The organism is Caloranaerobacter sp. TR13 (assembly GCF_001316435.1).
In the GTDB taxonomy this organism is placed as follows: domain Bacteria; phylum Bacillota; class Clostridia; order Tissierellales; family Thermohalobacteraceae; genus Caloranaerobacter.
This window is the reverse complement of record NZ_JXLL01000005.1, coordinates 19659-37662: the sequence shown is the minus strand read 5'-3', so window position 1 is coordinate 37662 and position 18004 is coordinate 19659. Positions and strand designations below refer to the sequence as shown.

Here is an 18004-nt window from a genome sequence, read left to right as displayed (position 1 = left end):
AATAACTAGTTTGTTAGCTTTCGGGCATGAAGACTAATTTAAATAAAATAATACGTTTAGTTTACTATATTATATCAATTAAATCAAAGACTAATTACTTAATAGTAGTTATATTAATTTTTAGGCTCACCAATCTCAAAGCCAGTTAAATCTTGTAAATCTAATTCAAGTTCTTCTAGAGCTGTCTGTGCATCTTTTTCACCAGTTAATACAGAGTAAACTGACTTGAAGAAAAGAGTTGAAACGTTGTTGTAATTTGGTGAAGTAGCTGTTGATGGACGAGCTACTGCGTTAATAAATACATCATACAATCTACCCATAAAAGGATTAGCCTTTAAAACATCCTTATCTGAATAAAGTTCTTTAATAGTTGGGTTAAATGAACCCTCTATCGCTCTCATTTTTTGTACTTCATAAGAAGCTAAGTATAATGCTACATCTGCTGCTATTTCTTTATGTTTACTATACTTACTAACTGCTAATTGCCATCCGCCAAGTGTAGCTGCTCCTGATCCACTCTTACCAGCAGGCAATGGAGCAACGTCGAATTTACCTTTAATCGCACTATCATCAGCATTACCTAAACTGTAAGCATATGGCCAGTTACGCATAAATGCAGCATTTCCTGCTTGCCACATATTACGTGCATCTTCTTCAGCCATACCTGTTACTCCATCAGGAGAAATAGTTCCTACCCAACTAGCTGCTTTATTGATAATTTCAATTGCGTTTGGATTGTTAATTGTTATTTTCTTGTCAGGACTAATAATAGTTCCTCCACCATTAGAATATATCCATTCTAAAGCGTCACAAGTAAGCCCTTCATATGCATCTCCTTGCCATACATAACCCCAGAAATCACTATTACCTTCAGCACGTTCTCCATCTTGAATTATTTTAGCAGCTCTTTCTAGTTCATCCCATGTTTTAGGTACTTCTAAGTTGTATTTTTCTAATAAATCTTTCCTATAGTAAAGTAAACCAGCATCTGTAAACCAAGGTATAGCAACTAGCTTACCGTCAACAGTATTATTTTTAATTATAGCATCAAAATGCTTATCAACTACATCTTTTGCACCATATTTATATAAGTCAACAAAGTGCTCAGCTAAATCTCCTGGCCAAATAACGTCTATTTGATATATGTCTATATCTGGGCTCTTAGCTTCAAGGAATTGTAGATATAATCCTAATCTATCCTGAGCTAAATCTGGAGTATCTAAAACTTTTACTTCAACATTAGGGTGTTTTTTAGTATACATTTCAGCTGCTCTCTTTGTTAATTCAAGTTCATTACCTACAGCTCCACCTGCTATTGTAATAACAATTTTATCTTCAGCAGATGAACTATCGCTCTGTGATTCATCAGTTTTACTGTCATTAGTATTTGTAGCTTCAGTAGTTGTAGCATTTGACTCTTGATTTTCTACTTTACTATCACTGCATCCAACAGTTAATAAAGACACTGATAAAATTAATATCATCATTAAAGCTATAAAAGTTTTTTTCTTAATAAACATTTAAATTCCCCCTTTAAAAAGTTATTTTTTCTAGATCATTACAATTTGCTAACCTATATTTAATACAATCCATCCTCCTTTCCAACACAAAGTTTTATACTAAGCAGATATATCAAAATATCTACTTATTTAGCCTTTAACTGCACCAGCTGTTAAACCTGCAATAATTTTTCTCTGGAATATTAATACAAGTACTACAATCGGTATAGTAACTATAACTGCTGCTGCCATAATTTCACCGAATGGCTCTTGCCTTGCTATACTTCCAGTAAAATATGATATAGCAACTGGAACTGTTCTTGAGCTTGGATCTATTGATGTAAATGTCAATGCAAATAAATACTCGTTCCACGCTGCTATAAAAGATAATAATCCAGTTGTTACCAATGCTGGAGCTGTCAAAGGTAACAAAATCATTCTAAAAGTCTGAAATGGAGTTGCTCCATCGATTTGAGCTGATTCCATTATCTCAACAGGTAAATCTTTAAAGAATGAAGTCATAACCCAAGTTGTAAATGGTAGAGTAAATATCATATAAGATAGTATCATACTAAGTTTAGCACCCATGCCTATCTTAGTAATTACTGCATATAAACCAGCTAATATAGTTACTTGTGGAAACATTGTCATAGCTAGTATTATATAAAGATATGCCTTTTTGCCTCTAAATCTAAGTTTGCCAAGAGCAAAAGCAGCAAATGATCCAACTGTCAATGCTAATAGAGTAGTTGATGTTGCTACGACAGTACTATTCAAAAGTCCTCTTACAAATTGACCATCTTTAATGACAGCTATATAGTTTTGAAAAGTTGGTGAAACTTTCATTGTATTAGGATCACGTGGAACAAATGTAGCTGGTGTCATCTGTAATTGTCCTTCTGATTTTAGTGATGAATTTACAGCCCAATAGAAGGGGAATAACATATAGATGAATATAAAGCAAATTAAAGCATAAAACCCTATTCTCTTGATTATATAGTTAACATTCCTTTTTTTCATCATTCGGAATCTACCCCCAATAACTTAATATATGACACGGCAAATACTGCGATTAGCACAAATATAATAACTCCAATAGCTGAAGCTAGTCCCATATTTCTATTTCCTATAAGCTGAAAATAATTATAACTTGCCATAGAATACTTCCTACTAGATAAAAGAACCTGGAAAACATCAAATACTCTTAGTGCATCTAAAGTTCTGAAAACTAAAGCTACTGCTATCGTTGGTTTTAGTAGTGGAAGCGTTATGGTAAAAAATTGTTTTAGTTTACTCGCTCCATCTATTTCTGCTGCTTCATATAATGTATTTGGTATAAGCTGTAATCCTGCTAACAATAGTAAAGCCATAAAAGGAGTTGTTTTCCAAACATCAACTGCTATTAAAGAAGGTAGTTGTAATTTTTCATTAGTTAAAAAAGCTATCTGTCCATTTCCTATTCCGATTTTGTCAAGTATAGTGTTGAAAAGTCCAACTCTACTTGGTTGTAGCATCCATTCCCACATACGAGCAGAAACTACTGTAATCACTGCCCAAGGTACTAACATTACAGTTCTCATAGCACCTCTACCATAAAAATTACTGTTAACTACCAAAGCAATAGCTAATCCGAGTACAGTTTCTAAAGCAACAGATATAATAGTAAAAATAACTGTATTACTAATAGATGAAATAAAATTTGGATCTGTAACTCCTATGACAAACCTTTTCCCCATAAAGCTAAACTGAGTTAACTCTTTGTATCTGTAAGGTTTCCTTGGTAAAACTCTAATAGGTCTCTCATATAACGGTCTATTAGTTTTTGAATCTATTTTTTGATTACCATTTTCGTCAGTAATAGGTGGTAATTCTTTAATAGTAACACTTAGTAATTTCTTATAGTTTTCCAATCCTATAAAGTTAGTTTCTTTAGTAGCACTGGCAAAGGTTTTATCTGTAAAACTTGTATAGAAGACTTGTCCTAACGGATATATCGCAATAATAATTAATATTAAAAAAGTAGGTAACAATAGCTTAATTGCAAGTCTTTCTTCTTGTTTGGCTAGACTTGTTATTTGTTTATTTTTTTTCATTAAATTTCCCCCCTCATTACAATTTACAAACTATATTGTTTATACTTATTTCCTTTGTTAAAATGCAAATTTTGTAACCGGTTTCCTCAAGCATAATAAATTATGCTGTATAGATTAGAATAAATGTGACTTTTGCTGCATTTATTTTTGTTTTTCTGATTTTACATCAAATTTTAAATACTGAGCTGCATTTTCTGGAGGCACAGCATTAACCATAATTCCAGTTCCTAATTCAAAACCAGCTTGATTAGAAAGTCTAGGGACTATATGTATATGAACATTGTATTTATCATCCATGTCATATCTTCCCTTTGGTAATGAATGAACAATCATATTAAATGGAATAACACCTAGAACTTGCTTGTATTTCTGAAATAATCTCTCCATTAAGATTGATAATTCATTTATTTCAGTATCTTTTATTTTTTCAAATCTAGATAAATTCTTAAATATTATTTCAACTTCATAATTATAAGCTGATGCAAATGGAGCAATTATGCTAAAGTTTTCTGAATTGTAAATAACTCTTTCATCTCTATTAAGTTCACTCTCAATAATAAACTCAAAAATATTTTTCTTATTACTATTATAAAATTCCTTAGCGTTTCTAAGCTCTATTTCGATATTTTCTGGTACGATGGGTACTGTAATAATTTGTGCATGTGAGTGAACAAGCGATGCTCCAGCCTTTTTTAGATTATTCTTAAATAAACTTACGTATGAAGTAAATTCAAATTTAAGTAATTTTTCAAATCTATTTTTATACATTCTTAAGATATTATTAAAATCATTACTTTTCATATTGAAAAAGCTTTTATTGTGTTTGTTGCTCTCAATTAGAACTTCGTGAATTCCTACTCCATTCTTTTTAATAAATATATCTTCGTTATTCTCCAGAACTTCACTTGTTTTTGACAAAATTGGAAATTTATTTGGTATAGCTCTGACTACCCATTTATCATCAGATTGTATTCTGAACTGTTCGGGAGGAGTCATTTCTTCATTCCCTAGACACAACGGACATTTTTCATCATATTCACTTAAATTCTCAAATTCATCATTATCTGACTTTAAATCCGAAGGTCTTTTACTTCTTTCAACTGCAATCACTACTTGGTTCCCTGTTAGAATGTTTTTCCTTAGCTCTGGCATTAATTATCACCATCCAAATATATTTTTTTTAGCCAGTCAAGAGATATCACATTTTCCTTTACAGGATTTAAGAAGTATTGATGTATTTCTAGCTTCTTGTAATCTTGTTTATTGTCTAATTTTTCCTTAATAGCTTTTATATATCCCTTCGCAGTACTGTTCCATGTATACTTACTCTTTACTCTATATAATCCTTGTCTTTGATAGTAGTCATAGTTATTGAAAACTTCAATCAAACCTTCTGCAATACTCTTAGGGTTTGAAGCATCTACTAATACTCCAAATTTTTCGTTACCTTCCTTTAAAACTTCTGATGGCCCGCCATTTTGTGTAACTGCAACTGGCAAACCACAAGCCATTGCCTCAATAGGTGCTAATCCAAAAGGTTCATAAAGAGCAGTTAATGAAAATACCGATTTTCTTCTACTTAACTCTCTATAGCAAGCAGCCAACTGTTTTTGACTATTCAAACTAAACATGCTTACTTTCCCTTTTAAATTATTCTTATTTATTATATCCATTATTTCATCTAAAATCTTCTTTTCATCTCCCTTTGCAGATGAATAATCAACAAAAGGATTATCAATCCCTCTGAGTGTAATAATTAAGTTTGCCCTCTCTTGTAATTCATGACTTTGTGCATAAGCTTTAACTAAACCTATATGATTTTTTTTAGGGTCTAATCTACTTGCAGCAATTATTGCTGGTAAGTTTTGTCTATCAGCATCTAAGTCTCTTTTAAATACATTCTTAATCTTTTCTATAATAACTGGGTCTTCTTCATTTTGACTATCGATCGAGAATATCTCTGTATTAGCCCCCGGTGGAACTACTCTAAATTTATTATCATCGCTAATATCAACAGCATTTTTATACGCTCTATGCCCGTATTGTTCCATTCTTTCTTGAAGGGTACTTACAAAATTTACTGCTGAATTTGCCATGCTAATTCTTTCAGCCATTATTCTCTTGGAGAAATTATATTTTTTATCTAACTCTTCAATATTTTTTTCATTTACATTTAGTTTATCCATCTTTTGAGCACCTAAAGAATGTCCTGTAAAAGAATACGGAATACCTGTTTTTTCATACATAATTGCTCCAGCAATTCCTCCATCACCATAATGTGTTGTTATAAAATCTGGCATTTCACCTTCTTTTTTATAAAAATCTATTATATTGTCAACATATTCATTTAAATGCTCCCATAAAAGCTCTTTATTTAGGAACTTTTTTCCGCCAAAAGGTATTCTAATAATCCTTACATTTTGAGCACCTTCATAATAATCAAAAGTGCTTTCAAATCCTTTCCATTCATCATCGATTATCTGTCTTGTAATAATATCAACCTTATATCCTAACTTTCCCATTGCTATTGCAACTTCTTTTACATAAACAAGCTGTCCTCCAAAATCAGGATGTTCAGTCCAATAAAGATCGTTTTTATCGAAGTTTCCTTGTGGGTTTAAAAAAGCTATTCTCACGGTTTCCCTCCTATAAACTGTAAATCTTTTCTATCTGTGTAAAGTGTGGAAGCTCTATGACTGCTCCCATATGCTTGAGTTTATATGCACTAGTAGCCAATCCTAATTCAACAGATTCTTTTATTGTTTTATTATTCAATATACCTAAATAAAACCCTGACCAAAATGCGTCGCCTGCCCCAGTTGTGTCAACTACTTCAGTTGCAAGAGAGCTAAATTTCATACATTCTTTTTTATTTGCAACAATCAAACCATATTTACCTAATGTCATGATAACCAATTTAGGCCCTAGCTCTAAAAATTTATCAATATATACTTCTACTGTCCCTTCCCCAAACAAATGAAAAGCATCGTCATATGAAGGTTTAATTATATCGACCTTTTCAATAATAGCCTTAACATATGAAGCTCCATCATGACCTTTTTCCCATAATATTTTTCTATAGTTTGGATCAAAACATATCAAAGCTCCTTCATCTTTAGCTACTTCAATAATTTTTTCAATTGTATTCCTAGAAGTGCTATATGATATTGGCCATGATGAAAAATGAATAATTTTTGTATCTTTAATAAGCTTATCAATAGTTTCGTTATAAGTGATTTTCTTTTCAGCATCTCTATAAGCAATAAATTTTGGTGTTGTTTTGCTCTTATTTACTATTACCATAGAAGTATTACTATCATCATCGAATTCTATTCCAGAAGTATCAACACCATTTTCGTTTAACTTGTCCACTAAAAACCTACCAAAATCATCGTTCCCTACTTTTGATATTAAAGAAGATTTTGCACCAAGATTTTTAACATTTATAGCTAAATTGCCCGGTGAACCACCAAAAAATTTTTCAAAACTCTTACAATTCAAATCGTCACTGTATTCAGTTGATATCATATCAATGAGTATCTCTCCAACTGCTGTAACATCTATGGTTTTATCTTCTCTTAAATTCACTTTTTCATTTAATTGCAACACTATTTTTTCACCTCTTAACCTTTTTTCCTACTAAATATACATCTTTATTTTATCGAGACTTGAAATTATTAAATCTTGTTAAAAATCGTAAGTTCTAGTATAAAAAAATCATGAATTTAGTAAACCGGTTTCCTGTGTCTTTAAAAAAATTATATTCTTCTTTTAGTGCTCTGTCTTACTTCAAGCTCTGTTGGCATTATTATATCTTTTACTTCTTTTCCTTCTAATTGGTCAAAAATCATTTTTATAGCTGTAGTTCCCATTTCCAATATAGGCTGAGCAATTGTTGTAATTGATGGAACAAATATTGAAGCCATTGGTATCCCATCAAAGCCTATTATTGATATATCGTCTGGAACCTTAAAGCCGCTATCCATGATACATTTTATCGCACCAATTGCCATACTATCACTTGCGCAAAAAACAGCTGTTGGTATATCTCTTAGAGAAAGTAGTTTCCCCATTGCCTTATAACCATCGTTTATTGTAAAATTCCCTTCTACTACTAAATCTTCATTGAATTCTATTCCATTATCTTCTAATGCTTTTTTATATCCCTCAAATCTATTTAATCCAACTGACTTATTATTTAATGGTCCTCTAATCATTCCAATTCTATTATGATTTAAGTTTATTAAGTAATTTACTGCTTCATAGGATGCTTTAAAATTGTCAACATCTACACATGGTATGTTTAATTCTTCTATTTTTCTATTTACAATTACAACTGGTTTTCTAAAATTCCTAAAAAAATCAACATGTTCCTCAACTATTTTACTTGTAAGAAATATAATTCCTTCAACCTCTTGTTCACTCAATATATTTAAATATTGAATTTCCTTAGTATGGTCAAAATATGTGTTGCAAAGTAAAATGTTGTATGATTTGCTTCCTGCATAATCTTGTATTCCTCTTACAAGCTCTGAAAAAAAAGAGTTTGAAACATCTGGAATAACAACACCAATTAAATTAGTCTTTTTATTTGCAAGACTCCTAGCCAATAAACTCGGCTTGTAATTTGTATCTTCAATAGCTTTTAAAACCTTTTTCCTTACCTCTTCACTTACAGGCTTGCTGTTGTTCAAAACTCTAGAAACAGTTGATTTTGATACTCCAGCTATTCTTGCGATATCACTAATAGTAACCTTCATATTTTTCACCCTATTTTTTATTTAAATAGTTCATATTTTATAACTCGATTATATGCAATCGGTTTCCTATTGTCAATATAAATTTATATTTTTCTCTAAATTTTTTGAAAATCTTATGTGAACAGAATCAATATCATAGTTAAAAAAAAGGTAAGGATTAAACCTTACCTTATATTCCAACACTCTTAAACCCTTTACCTTTTACTTCTTGTATATTATTGATTGTCATAAAAGCATTAGGGTCTACTTGTTCAACTATCTCTTTTAGCTTTCCAACTTGAGTCGATGTTACTATACAATAAATTACATTTTTATTATTCTTAGTATATCCACCTTCTCCTTTAAGGAAAGTAACTCCTCTTTGTAACTTCTTCTGTATTGCTTCTCCTAGCTCTTGAGATTTATCTGATATTATTATTACATTTTTCTTAGTGTCTAATCCTTCCTGTACCTTATCAACTATCTTATATGCTGTATATAACGCTATAAGCGTATACATTGCTGGTTTTAATCCGAATAATGCTGAAGATGATGCTATAATTATTGTATTAACTCCCATTAATCCTGTTCCAATATTTATATTATATTTTTTCTTAAATATTGCAGCTATAATATCTAATCCACCTTGTGATGTTCTATTTCTAAACATAAGTCCCATACCTAAACCATTTAGTACACCACCAAAAATAGCTGCAAGCAATATATCATCCATCATTATAAGTTGATCAATTCCTCTAGTTAACTCAAGTAAAAAAGACAAAGTTAGCATTGATATAAAGCTATACGTTGTAAATCTTTTGTCTATAATCCTAGAACCAATTATAAAAATTGGTACATTAATAAGAAATATAATAAGTCCGATTGGTAAATCAGTTAAAAAATGAATCATTATTGCTATTCCACCAACTCCACCACTTAGCAAGTGATTTGGTACGAAAAAACCATTAAATGCAATTGCACAAAACAGATTTCCCAATAAAATGAATACAAATTTGCTTGTATAATCCATTAGATTTACAGAAGTAGAAGTGGAAGACATTCTTTTAGCAATTTGCAACTTACATACCCTCTTTTCATTCTAGGGATATACCCTATTTTTTTACCATCATTATACTCCCACTTAAGTAGTATTTCAATATGTTTATTGAAATTTATTTATGAAAAAAATGAAACAAAAAGAACCGACCAAATTAGGTCGGTCCGTACTATTTTCTTACTAATTCTGCTCCTTTTTCAAGAGCTTTTTCATTTAATGGAATTAAATGAGCTTTAGTTTTTCCAAATACTTTCTTTAAAGCTTCTATTACTGATTCAACTTTAACAGCTTTAGTTAATTCTAAGTAAGCGCCTAACATAACCATATTAGCAACTTTGCTGTTACCTAACTCTACAGCTATCTCATTTGCTGGAATGTAATAAGCGTTTATATCATCTCTCTCTGCTTTCTTATCTATTAATGAACTATTTATTAATAAGTTTCCATCTTTAACAATGAAGCCTTCGAACTTGTCTAATGATGGTCTGTTCATAACTATAGCGGCAGTAGCTTCTGTTACTATAGGTGAACCTACTGGTTCATCTGAAACTATAACGTTACAGTTCGCAGTACCTCCACGCATTTCTGGTCCGTAAGATGGAAGCCATGATACATTTTTACCTTCTATCATACCTGCATAAGTCAATAGCTGACCCATTGACATAACACCTTGACCACCGAATCCTGCCATTATTACTCTTTCTTCCATCTTATTTCACCTCCTCAGGCGTTCTGAAGTTTCCTAATGGATAATAAGGTATCATATTTTCTTCAAGCCACTTTAATGATTCAGTTGGAGTTAATCCCCAGTTAGTTGGACAAGTTGATAAAACCTCAACTATTCCGAAACCTTCGCCTGCTAACTGAACTTCAAATGCCTTCTTGATAGCTTTCTTAGCTTTTCTAATATTAGCAGGATTATGAACTGATACTCTCTCAACAAATTTAGCTCCGTGAATTGTAGCAAGCATTTCTGATACTTTTAACGGTCTACCTGCATGATTTTCATCTCTACCATATGGAGCTGTTGTAGCTTTTTGTCCAACTAATGTTGTTGGAGCCATTTGTCCACCAGTCATACCATAAATAGCATTGTTAACAAATATTGTAGTTATTTTTTCTCCACGATGAGCAGCATGGATAATCTCAGCAGTACCTATTGAAGCTAAGTCTCCATCTCCTTGATAAGTGAACACTACGCTGTCAGGATGAATTCTCTTTATACCAGTAGCAACAGCTGGTGCTCTACCGTGAGCAGCTTCATGCATATCACAGTTAAAATAATCATAAGCAAAAACTGAACATCCAACTGGAGCCACACCAATCGCTTTACCTAATACCCCTAATTCCTCTAAAACTTCCGCTACTAGTCTGTGAATTATACCGTGTGTACAACCAGGACAATAGTGGAATGGCTTATCTGTTAAACCTTTTGTCTTTTCAAAAACCTTAGCCATTACATTTCACCCCCTGCTATCTTCTTTATCTCAGCTACTATAGCATCTGGCTCTGGTACCATACCACCAGTTCTACCATAGAAGTAAACTGGTTTTCTACCATTTATAGCTATTTTAACATCATCTATCATTTGTCCAGTACTCATTTCTACTGTTAATATTCCTTTAGTTTTATCGCTTATCTTTTCGAAAGCTTCATCTGGGAATGGCCATAATGTTATTGGTCTGATTAAACCAACTTTTAATCCTTCAGCTTCGCACTTAGCTATAGCGTTTTTAACTACCCTTGAAGTAGTTCCATAAGCTACAACTACTACATCTGCATCTTCAAGGTTGTAAGTTTCATATCTTACTTCATTTTCTTTTATAACTTTATATTTTTCTTCTAATCTCCAAACGTGATCTTCTAGTTCTTTTGGATCTATGAATAATGAGTTTATGATATTTGGTTTTCTTTGTCCTTTTGTTCCAGTAGTTGCCCAATCTTTTGGTGGTAAATTTCTCTTCTTAGGCTCTTTAAATTCAACTGGTTCCATCATCTGACCAATCATACCATCTCCTACAACCATTACAGGGATTCTATATTGGTCAGCTACATCAAATGCTTCCATAACTAAATCAACAGTTTCTTGTAATGTAGCAGGTGCATATACAACTGTTCTATAGTCTCCGTTTCCACCACCTCTAGTGGATTGATAATAGTCTGACTGAGCAGGTTGAATACCGCCTAAACCAGGACCTCCTCTAACTATGTTAACAATTACACATGGTAATTCTGCACCAGCTATATATGAAATGCCTTCTTGTTTTAATGCTATACCAGGGCTTGATGAAGAAGTCATTACTCTTGCACCAGCTCCTGCTGCACCATATACCATATTTATTGCAGCTACCTCACTCTCAGCTTGTAAAAATACTCCACCAACTTTTGGTAGCTCTCTAGCCATATATTCAGGAAGCTCATTTTGTGGTGTAATTGGGTAACCGAAGAAATATTTACAACCAGCTTTAATAGCTGCTGCACCTATGGCTTCGTTACCTTTCATTAAAATCTTAGCCATTTATTTTCCCTCCTTAATAATTATTTTTCTATTATTCTCTCAACTTCTATAACAACATCAGGACAAATTGTTGCACAGTTTCCACAGCCTATACACTTATCCATTTCGATAACTGTAGCTGGGTGATAACCTTTAATATTAATCTTTTCTTTGTTCATTACAACAATGTTAACTGGACATGCAGTTGTACATAATTCACAACCTTTACATAAATCTTCTTTGAATGTTACCTTTCCTCTAGCTTTAGCCATTTACAACCCTCCCCATTAATCAAATAATTTTAAATTTTAAATGTTAAATGCTAAATAACTATACTTATTATTTTATTTAATTTTATTTAAAATTTACAATTTAACATTTACAATTCTAATTGCACATAGTGCAATTAGAGCATCCATTCTTCCCTCATATAAAGTGTTATTGGGAAGATTTGCCCTTTAAGGTTTGATGGAAGTTCTTTAGCTACATGTTCTAATGCAACTACATATTTAATTGGAATATTCAATTTTTTAGATACTTCTTCTGCTAATTTTTGACCCCTTAAAACATCTTCTACTGTAGTACTTTTTAGTAGATGTGTATTATTGATAAGCCCTGTTACTTTTGCTCTTGAAGCCATTTCGATTCCTCTCAAGTACTTAATAGTATTCTCTACATCCTGAGTTTCAGGTCTATTAGCATTTATAACAAATAACATATCATATTTGCCTTCTTTGAAATAATTATGATATCTTCCAAGAGCTCTAGCTCCAACAGGGTCTCCACCCACATCTAGTATTACATCATAACTTTCATCTTGTAATGGAGCAAAAATCTCAGCTGATACAGCAGGTACATCTGCTGCAGCGGCATTAATTGAACTTCCTATTACCTTAATACCCATTTCAGATAATAAACTTTCTTTTTCTCTACTTCTAAAGTACGGATTAACAACATCTAAATCTGCTAACGCAACTTTTTTTCCACTTTTAGCTAATTTTACTGCATAATTTACTGCAAACTCTGTCTTTCCACTTCCATAGTGTCCAGTTATTATTCTGATTCTCTTATCGTTTAACATAAAATCCACCTCTAATTATATACCTTTGCTTCTTCTTCTCCTCTTAATACTCTTAAGCCACCTTCTGCTAGAGCTATCATTTCATCTTCACCTGGATATACAAACACTTTTGAAATGAAGCTTACTCTATCTATAATCCACTTTGTAAATTCTTTATCATATGCTATACCACCTGTTAGTATTATCCCATCAACTTTACCTTCTAATACTGAAGCTAAGCTACCAATTTCTTTAGCAACTTGGTAAGCCATAGCTTTATAAACAAGCTCTGCCTTCTTATCTCCATTTTGAATCATTTTAACTACTTCTCTAGCATCATTTGTTCCAAGGTATGCAACTAAACCACCATTACCTTTAATTTTCTTCTTCATTTCTGCTAATGTATATTTTCCTGAGAAGCAAAGTTTAGCTAAATCCCCTACTGGAAGTCCTCCAGCTCTTTCTGGTGAAAATGGTCCTTCACCATCTAATGCATTATTAACATCTACAACTCTACCTTTTTTATGAGCTCCTACAGAAACTCCTCCACCTAGATGAGCTACTATTAGGTTTACTTCATCGTAAGCTTTTCCTAATTCTTTTGCTGCTCTTCTAGCTACAGCCTTTTGGTTTAATGCATGGAAAATACTCTTTCTTTCTAATTCTGGCATACCTGATATTCTAGCTACATCTTCCATTTCATCAACAACAACTGGGTCAACTATAAATGCTGGTATGTTTAATTGAGATGCTATCTCATGTGCTAAAATACCACCTAAGTTTGATGCATGCTCGCCAAGAACACCAACTTTTAAATCTTCAATCATTCTTTCATTTACTTTATAAGTTCCACCATCTATTGGCTTAAGTAATCCACCTCTACCAACTACAGCACTTAATTTAGTTAAATTAATACCTTTCTCATTTAGTGTTTCAAGTATAATATTTTTTCTGAATTCATACTGATCATATATTTTTTCATATTTTGCTAATTCTTCAGTAGAATGTCTTAAAGTCTCTTCTAAAACTGGCTTTTCATTGTCATATATCGCTATTTTTGTAGAAGTTGAACCAGGATTTATAATAAGCAATCTGAATACTTCACTCATATTTACTCTCCTTTCTATTTGTTAGTAGCCATTAATACACCAAGAGCTATTGAATTTAGCTTAGCACTTTCACTATCAGCTCTTGAAGTTAAAACTACAGGAGCTTTTGCACCTACGATTACACCTGCATTTTGTGCCTTTGATAAGAATACTAAAGATTTATAAAGTACATTACCTGCTTCAATATATGGCATTAATAATATGTCAGCATCTCCAGCTACAGGATGCTCTATTCCTTTATGCTTTGCAGCTTCTTTCGATATTGCATTGTCTAATGCAAAAGGTCCTCCAACAATACATCCTGTAATCTCACCATTTTTATTCATTTCTTCTAGTTTTTCTGCATCAACAGTAGCAGGCATTTTAGGATTAACTTTTTCTTTTGCACAAATTACTGCTACCTTTGGATTTTCAATATCTAGTGAGTGAGCTACAAATACTGCATTTTCAATAATTTGTTTTTTCTGTTCTAGATTTGGTGCTATATTCATTGCTGCATCTGTTACAAATAAAATCTTATCGTAAGTATCAATATCAAATACTGCAACGTGGCTTAATACTTTACCTGTTCTAAGTCCTATTTCTTCATCTAAAACAGCTTTTAGTATTATTGAAGTATCAACTAATCCTTTCATTACCATATGAGCTTTACCGCTGCTTACAAGCTCAACAGCTTTTCTTGAAGCTTCTTTTAAATCTTTTAAATCTATTACTTCAAAATCATCTAAATTCATTCCTATTTCACTAGCTATTTGGGTTATTTTCTCTTTGTCACCAACTAATATTGCATCAGCTATTCCCATTTCTTTAGCTTCTTTAACTGCAATAAGAACTTCTTTATCTTGTGCAGCTGCAACTGAGATAGTTTTAGGTCCTCTCTCTTTAGCTAACCTTAAAACATCCTCAAAACCTCTAATCATCTATTTTCACCTCATTTTCATAAATTTTTTCCTTCTCTTTACCTGAAAGCACTCTTAAAACTCCACCATTTAATGCTTCCATCTCATCTTCACCTGGATAAACAATAACAGGTGCTATAAAGCTAACCATATTCTTAATATAATCTGTTAATAAATCAGAATATGCTAAGCCTCCTGTCAATATAATTCTATCAACCTTACCTTCTAAAACAGTTGCCATAGCCCCTATTTCTTTTCCGATTTGGTAAGCCATCGCATCAAATACTAATTTTGCTTTTTTGTCTCCATTTTTAATCATTTCAACTACTTCTTTGGCATCATTAGTTCCTAGGTATCCTACTAGACCACCTTTTCCTCTAAGCTTAGTTTTAATTTCCTTGTAAGTATATTTTCCTGAATAACACATCTTTATTAAATCTCCTACAGGAAGACCTCCTGTTCTCTCTGGTGAGAAAGGTCCCATTTCATTTGCATTGTTTACATCAACTAATTTACCTTTTTTAACTGGTGCTACTGAAATACCTCCACCAAGATGCGCAACTATTAAGTTTAAATCCACAAGCTCTTTACCTAATTCTTCAGCCGCTCTGTGTGATACAGCTTTGATATTCAATGCATGTAATAATGATCTTCTTGGTATTTCAGGCATACCTGAAATTCTAGCTATATCATCAAATTCATCAACTGCAACAGGGTCTACTATGTATGCTTTAATCCCTTCTTTATCCGCTATACCTTTTGCTAACATTCCACCTAAGTTTGAAGCGTGTTCACCTTGCACTCCTGCTTTTAAATCTTGAATCATCTTTTCTGTTACTAGGTATGTTCCCCCAGGCATTGGACGCAGTAGTCCTCCTCTACCTACAACAGCAACTAAAGATGAAGTTTCAATCCCTTCTTCTTTTAGCCAATCCATTATAAGTTTAAGTCTATATTCATACTGGTCTGTTATTTTATCAAATTTCTCTAATTCACTTGTTTTATGTTCAATTTTCTTTAGGATAACCTTTTCCTTCCCCTGATAAATAGCAACTTTTGTTGAAGTTGAACCAGGGTTAATAGCAAGTACATATTTTCTTTCCATTATTTCACCCCTTATTTTTTTCTAATGTTTATTGTATGCAATATATATGCCAACTATAATAACGAAAAAACTTTTTAAAAATAAAAGCTAGAATAATTCATTTAACATAAACAGAGCTGTAAAGGTTTGTCCTTTACAGCTTGCAGTTGTTTTATATTGAATTTATTGTGCAAATTTTTGCATGCATTTTTTTGCATAGTTTGTTTGTTTTGCATATTTTTGCACACTAATTTATGTTGTATTTTTCCATTTTATAGTATAGACTTCTAATAGAAATTCCTAAAGCTTTTGCTGTTTTAGTTTTATTGTTATTATACTTTTTAAGAGTTTTAATTATTAGTTCTTTCTCTAATTTTGATACAGCTTCTTCTAATGTTATATCCTCTAAATCATCAATATGCTCAGTTTGAACTATTTTTTGTCTCTCATATTTAACATTAGAATCTATCAATGGTATATGCTGCACATCAATAACATTCTCACAATGTTTCATGTTTATTATTGCTCTACCAATAATATTTTCTAACTCCCTAACATTTCCAGGCCAATCGTGTTTTTTTAGAATATCTACTGCTTCTTTAGTAATATCATTAATCCTTCTACCATATTCCTGATTAAATTTTTTAATAAAATGTATAACTAAATGATATATGTCATCTTTTCTATAGCGTAATGCAGGTATATTAATTGGTATAAAATTTAATCTATAATACAAATCTTCTCTAAATTTCCCTTCTTCTACAGCCTTTTCTAAATCCAAATTCGTAGCAGTAATTATTCTAACATCAATAGTTATAGGTTTTGTGCCTCCTACTCTTACAATTTCTCTTTCCTGCAAAACCCTTAAAAGCTTAGCTTGTGTATTTAAGCTTATATCTCCAATTTCGTCTAAAAAGATAGTCCCACCATTCGCCTGTTCAAATAATCCCTTTTTTCCTCCTTTTTTTGCCCCTGTGAAAGCTCCTTCTTCATATCCAAATAGCTCACTTTCTAGCAAACTTTCGCTTAAAGCCGCACAATTAACTCTAACAAACTGACTAAATTTCCTATCACTTTCATTATGGATTGCATGCGCAAATAATTCTTTACCTGTACCACTTTCACCTCTTAATATAACCGTAGCTGGAGTACTTGCTGCTTTTTTAGCTTTCTCAATTGCTTTAAGTATTAATTCATTTTGCCCGACAATATCATCAAATGTATATTTAGCTTCTAGCTTTCTAATTATCTGCTTTGCTACATTTAGCTCTTTATTTAACTTTATAATCTCAGATACATCATGCAGAACTCCGACGCTACCTCTTAGTTCCCCATCAACTATAATTGGTGCAGCTGTAGCTATTACTTCCCTTTTATTCGAACCTACAATTAATCTAGCATTTTTTATAGGCTTTTTAGTAGCCAAGACTTTCATATGGACACTCTGACCTTCTACCAAATCTACAGTTGCAGGTTTCCCTAATACATCTTCCTCACTTAGACCAGTAAGCTCAGTATATGCAGGGTTAACCATAACATTTATTCCGTTTTGATCTACTACTGAAATAGCATCTTGGGTAGAATTGAAAATAGCCTCAAGCATACTCTGTATTTCTTTTAAATTTGTTATCTGAGTAGCTAAATCTAATATGTCTGTAACATCTCTAAAGACAGCTACGGCACCTATTATTTCTCCATTTTCATCCTTTACTGGCATTCTATTAGTAACTATTTTTATATTGCCTAAATCTTGCTGTCTATTTAATTCATAATCTCCAGTTTTTAATATATGCATAAGTCTTGTGTTTAATATAACTTCTTTTACAGGTTTACCTAAAGCATATTTACTATCAATACCAGTTAATTTCTCAGCGGCTTTATTAAATAAAGTTATTACACCTCGCTTGTCTACTGCAATCATTGCATCATGGGTAGAATCAAGTATTACTTCTAATTCTCTTCTCAAA

At 32.1% G+C, this 18004-nt stretch carries 17 protein-coding genes; all 17 read right to left on the bottom strand.

Features of this window, described 5'->3' with window-relative positions:
• Positions 1-113: 113 nt before the first annotated feature.
• Positions 114-1520 carry an ABC transporter substrate-binding protein gene (locus TR13x_RS05770; protein WP_242851732.1) on the bottom strand — a complete coding sequence of 469 codons (1407 nt, stop codon included), beginning with the start codon at positions 1518-1520 and terminating at the stop codon, positions 114-116.
• A 129-nt stretch (positions 1521-1649) separates the two neighbouring features.
• Positions 1650-2522 (bottom strand): carbohydrate ABC transporter permease, encoded by an 873-nt coding sequence (locus tag TR13x_RS05765; RefSeq protein WP_242851731.1) that lies wholly within the window; start codon positions 2520-2522, stop codon positions 1650-1652.
• Positions 2519-3592, bottom strand: coding sequence for a carbohydrate ABC transporter permease (locus tag TR13x_RS05760; protein WP_054870957.1), 1074 nt, complete (start codon positions 3590-3592; stop codon positions 2519-2521). Before TR13x_RS05760 ends, TR13x_RS05765 begins: the two co-directional genes overlap by 4 nt.
• Before the next feature lie 141 nt (positions 3593-3733).
• Positions 3734-4744, bottom strand: coding sequence for a galactose-1-phosphate uridylyltransferase (galT, locus tag TR13x_RS05755; RefSeq protein WP_054870956.1), 1011 nt, complete (start codon positions 4742-4744; stop codon positions 3734-3736).
• Positions 4744-6228: a glycosyltransferase gene (locus tag TR13x_RS05750; RefSeq protein WP_054870955.1), complete on the bottom strand. Its 1485-nt coding sequence runs from the start codon at positions 6226-6228 to the stop codon at positions 4744-4746. The genes galT and TR13x_RS05750 overlap by 1 nt, the downstream gene beginning before the upstream one ends.
• 10 nt (positions 6229-6238) lie before the next feature.
• Positions 6239-7201, bottom strand: coding sequence for a carbohydrate kinase family protein (locus TR13x_RS05745; protein WP_054870954.1), 963 nt, complete (start codon positions 7199-7201; stop codon positions 6239-6241).
• Between the two features lie 149 nt (positions 7202-7350).
• Entirely contained in the window at positions 7351-8352 is a 1002-nt protein-coding gene (locus TR13x_RS05740; protein WP_054870953.1) for a LacI family DNA-binding transcriptional regulator, read from the bottom strand.
• Between the two features lie 169 nt (positions 8353-8521).
• A complete protein-coding gene (locus TR13x_RS05735; RefSeq protein ID WP_242851730.1) occupies positions 8522-9409 on the bottom strand; it encodes a YitT family protein in 888 nt (295 codons plus the stop codon).
• 148 nt (positions 9410-9557) lie between these two features.
• Positions 9558-10097, bottom strand: coding sequence for a 2-oxoacid:acceptor oxidoreductase family protein (locus tag TR13x_RS05730; protein ID WP_054870952.1), 540 nt, complete (start codon positions 10095-10097; stop codon positions 9558-9560).
• Position 10098: 1 nt separating this feature from the next.
• Complete coding sequence (locus tag TR13x_RS05725) at positions 10099-10845, bottom strand: thiamine pyrophosphate-dependent enzyme (RefSeq protein WP_054870951.1); 747 nt, start codon at positions 10843-10845, stop codon at positions 10099-10101.
• On the bottom strand, positions 10845-11906 hold the full coding sequence (locus TR13x_RS05720) for a 3-methyl-2-oxobutanoate dehydrogenase subunit VorB (protein WP_054870950.1): 1062 nt from the start codon (positions 11904-11906) through the stop codon (positions 10845-10847). Before TR13x_RS05720 ends, TR13x_RS05725 begins: the two co-directional genes overlap by 1 nt.
• 20 nt (positions 11907-11926) lie before the next feature.
• Complete coding sequence (locus tag TR13x_RS05715) at positions 11927-12157, bottom strand: 4Fe-4S dicluster domain-containing protein (protein ID WP_054870949.1); 231 nt, start codon at positions 12155-12157, stop codon at positions 11927-11929.
• Between the two features lie 134 nt (positions 12158-12291).
• On the bottom strand, positions 12292-12966 hold the full coding sequence (locus TR13x_RS05710; protein WP_054870948.1) for an ATP-binding protein: 675 nt from the start codon (positions 12964-12966) through the stop codon (positions 12292-12294).
• Between the two features lie 11 nt (positions 12967-12977).
• Positions 12978-14054 (bottom strand): butyrate kinase, encoded by a 1077-nt coding sequence (buk, locus tag TR13x_RS05705; RefSeq protein WP_054870947.1) that lies wholly within the window; start codon positions 14052-14054, stop codon positions 12978-12980.
• A 14-nt stretch (positions 14055-14068) separates the two neighbouring features.
• On the bottom strand, positions 14069-14974 hold the full coding sequence (gene ptb / locus TR13x_RS05700; RefSeq protein ID WP_054870946.1) for a phosphate butyryltransferase: 906 nt from the start codon (positions 14972-14974) through the stop codon (positions 14069-14071).
• Positions 14967-16058 (bottom strand): butyrate kinase, encoded by a 1092-nt coding sequence (gene buk / locus TR13x_RS05695; protein WP_054870945.1) that lies wholly within the window; start codon positions 16056-16058, stop codon positions 14967-14969. Before buk (TR13x_RS05695) ends, ptb begins: the two co-directional genes overlap by 8 nt.
• A gap of 226 nt (positions 16059-16284) precedes the next feature.
• The gene (locus tag TR13x_RS05690) at positions 16285-18003 is read right to left on the bottom strand and encodes a sigma-54-dependent Fis family transcriptional regulator (RefSeq protein ID WP_054870944.1); all 1719 of its coding nucleotides are present in this window, start codon (positions 18001-18003) and stop codon (positions 16285-16287) included.
• Between the last annotated feature and the right edge of the window lies 1 nt (position 18004).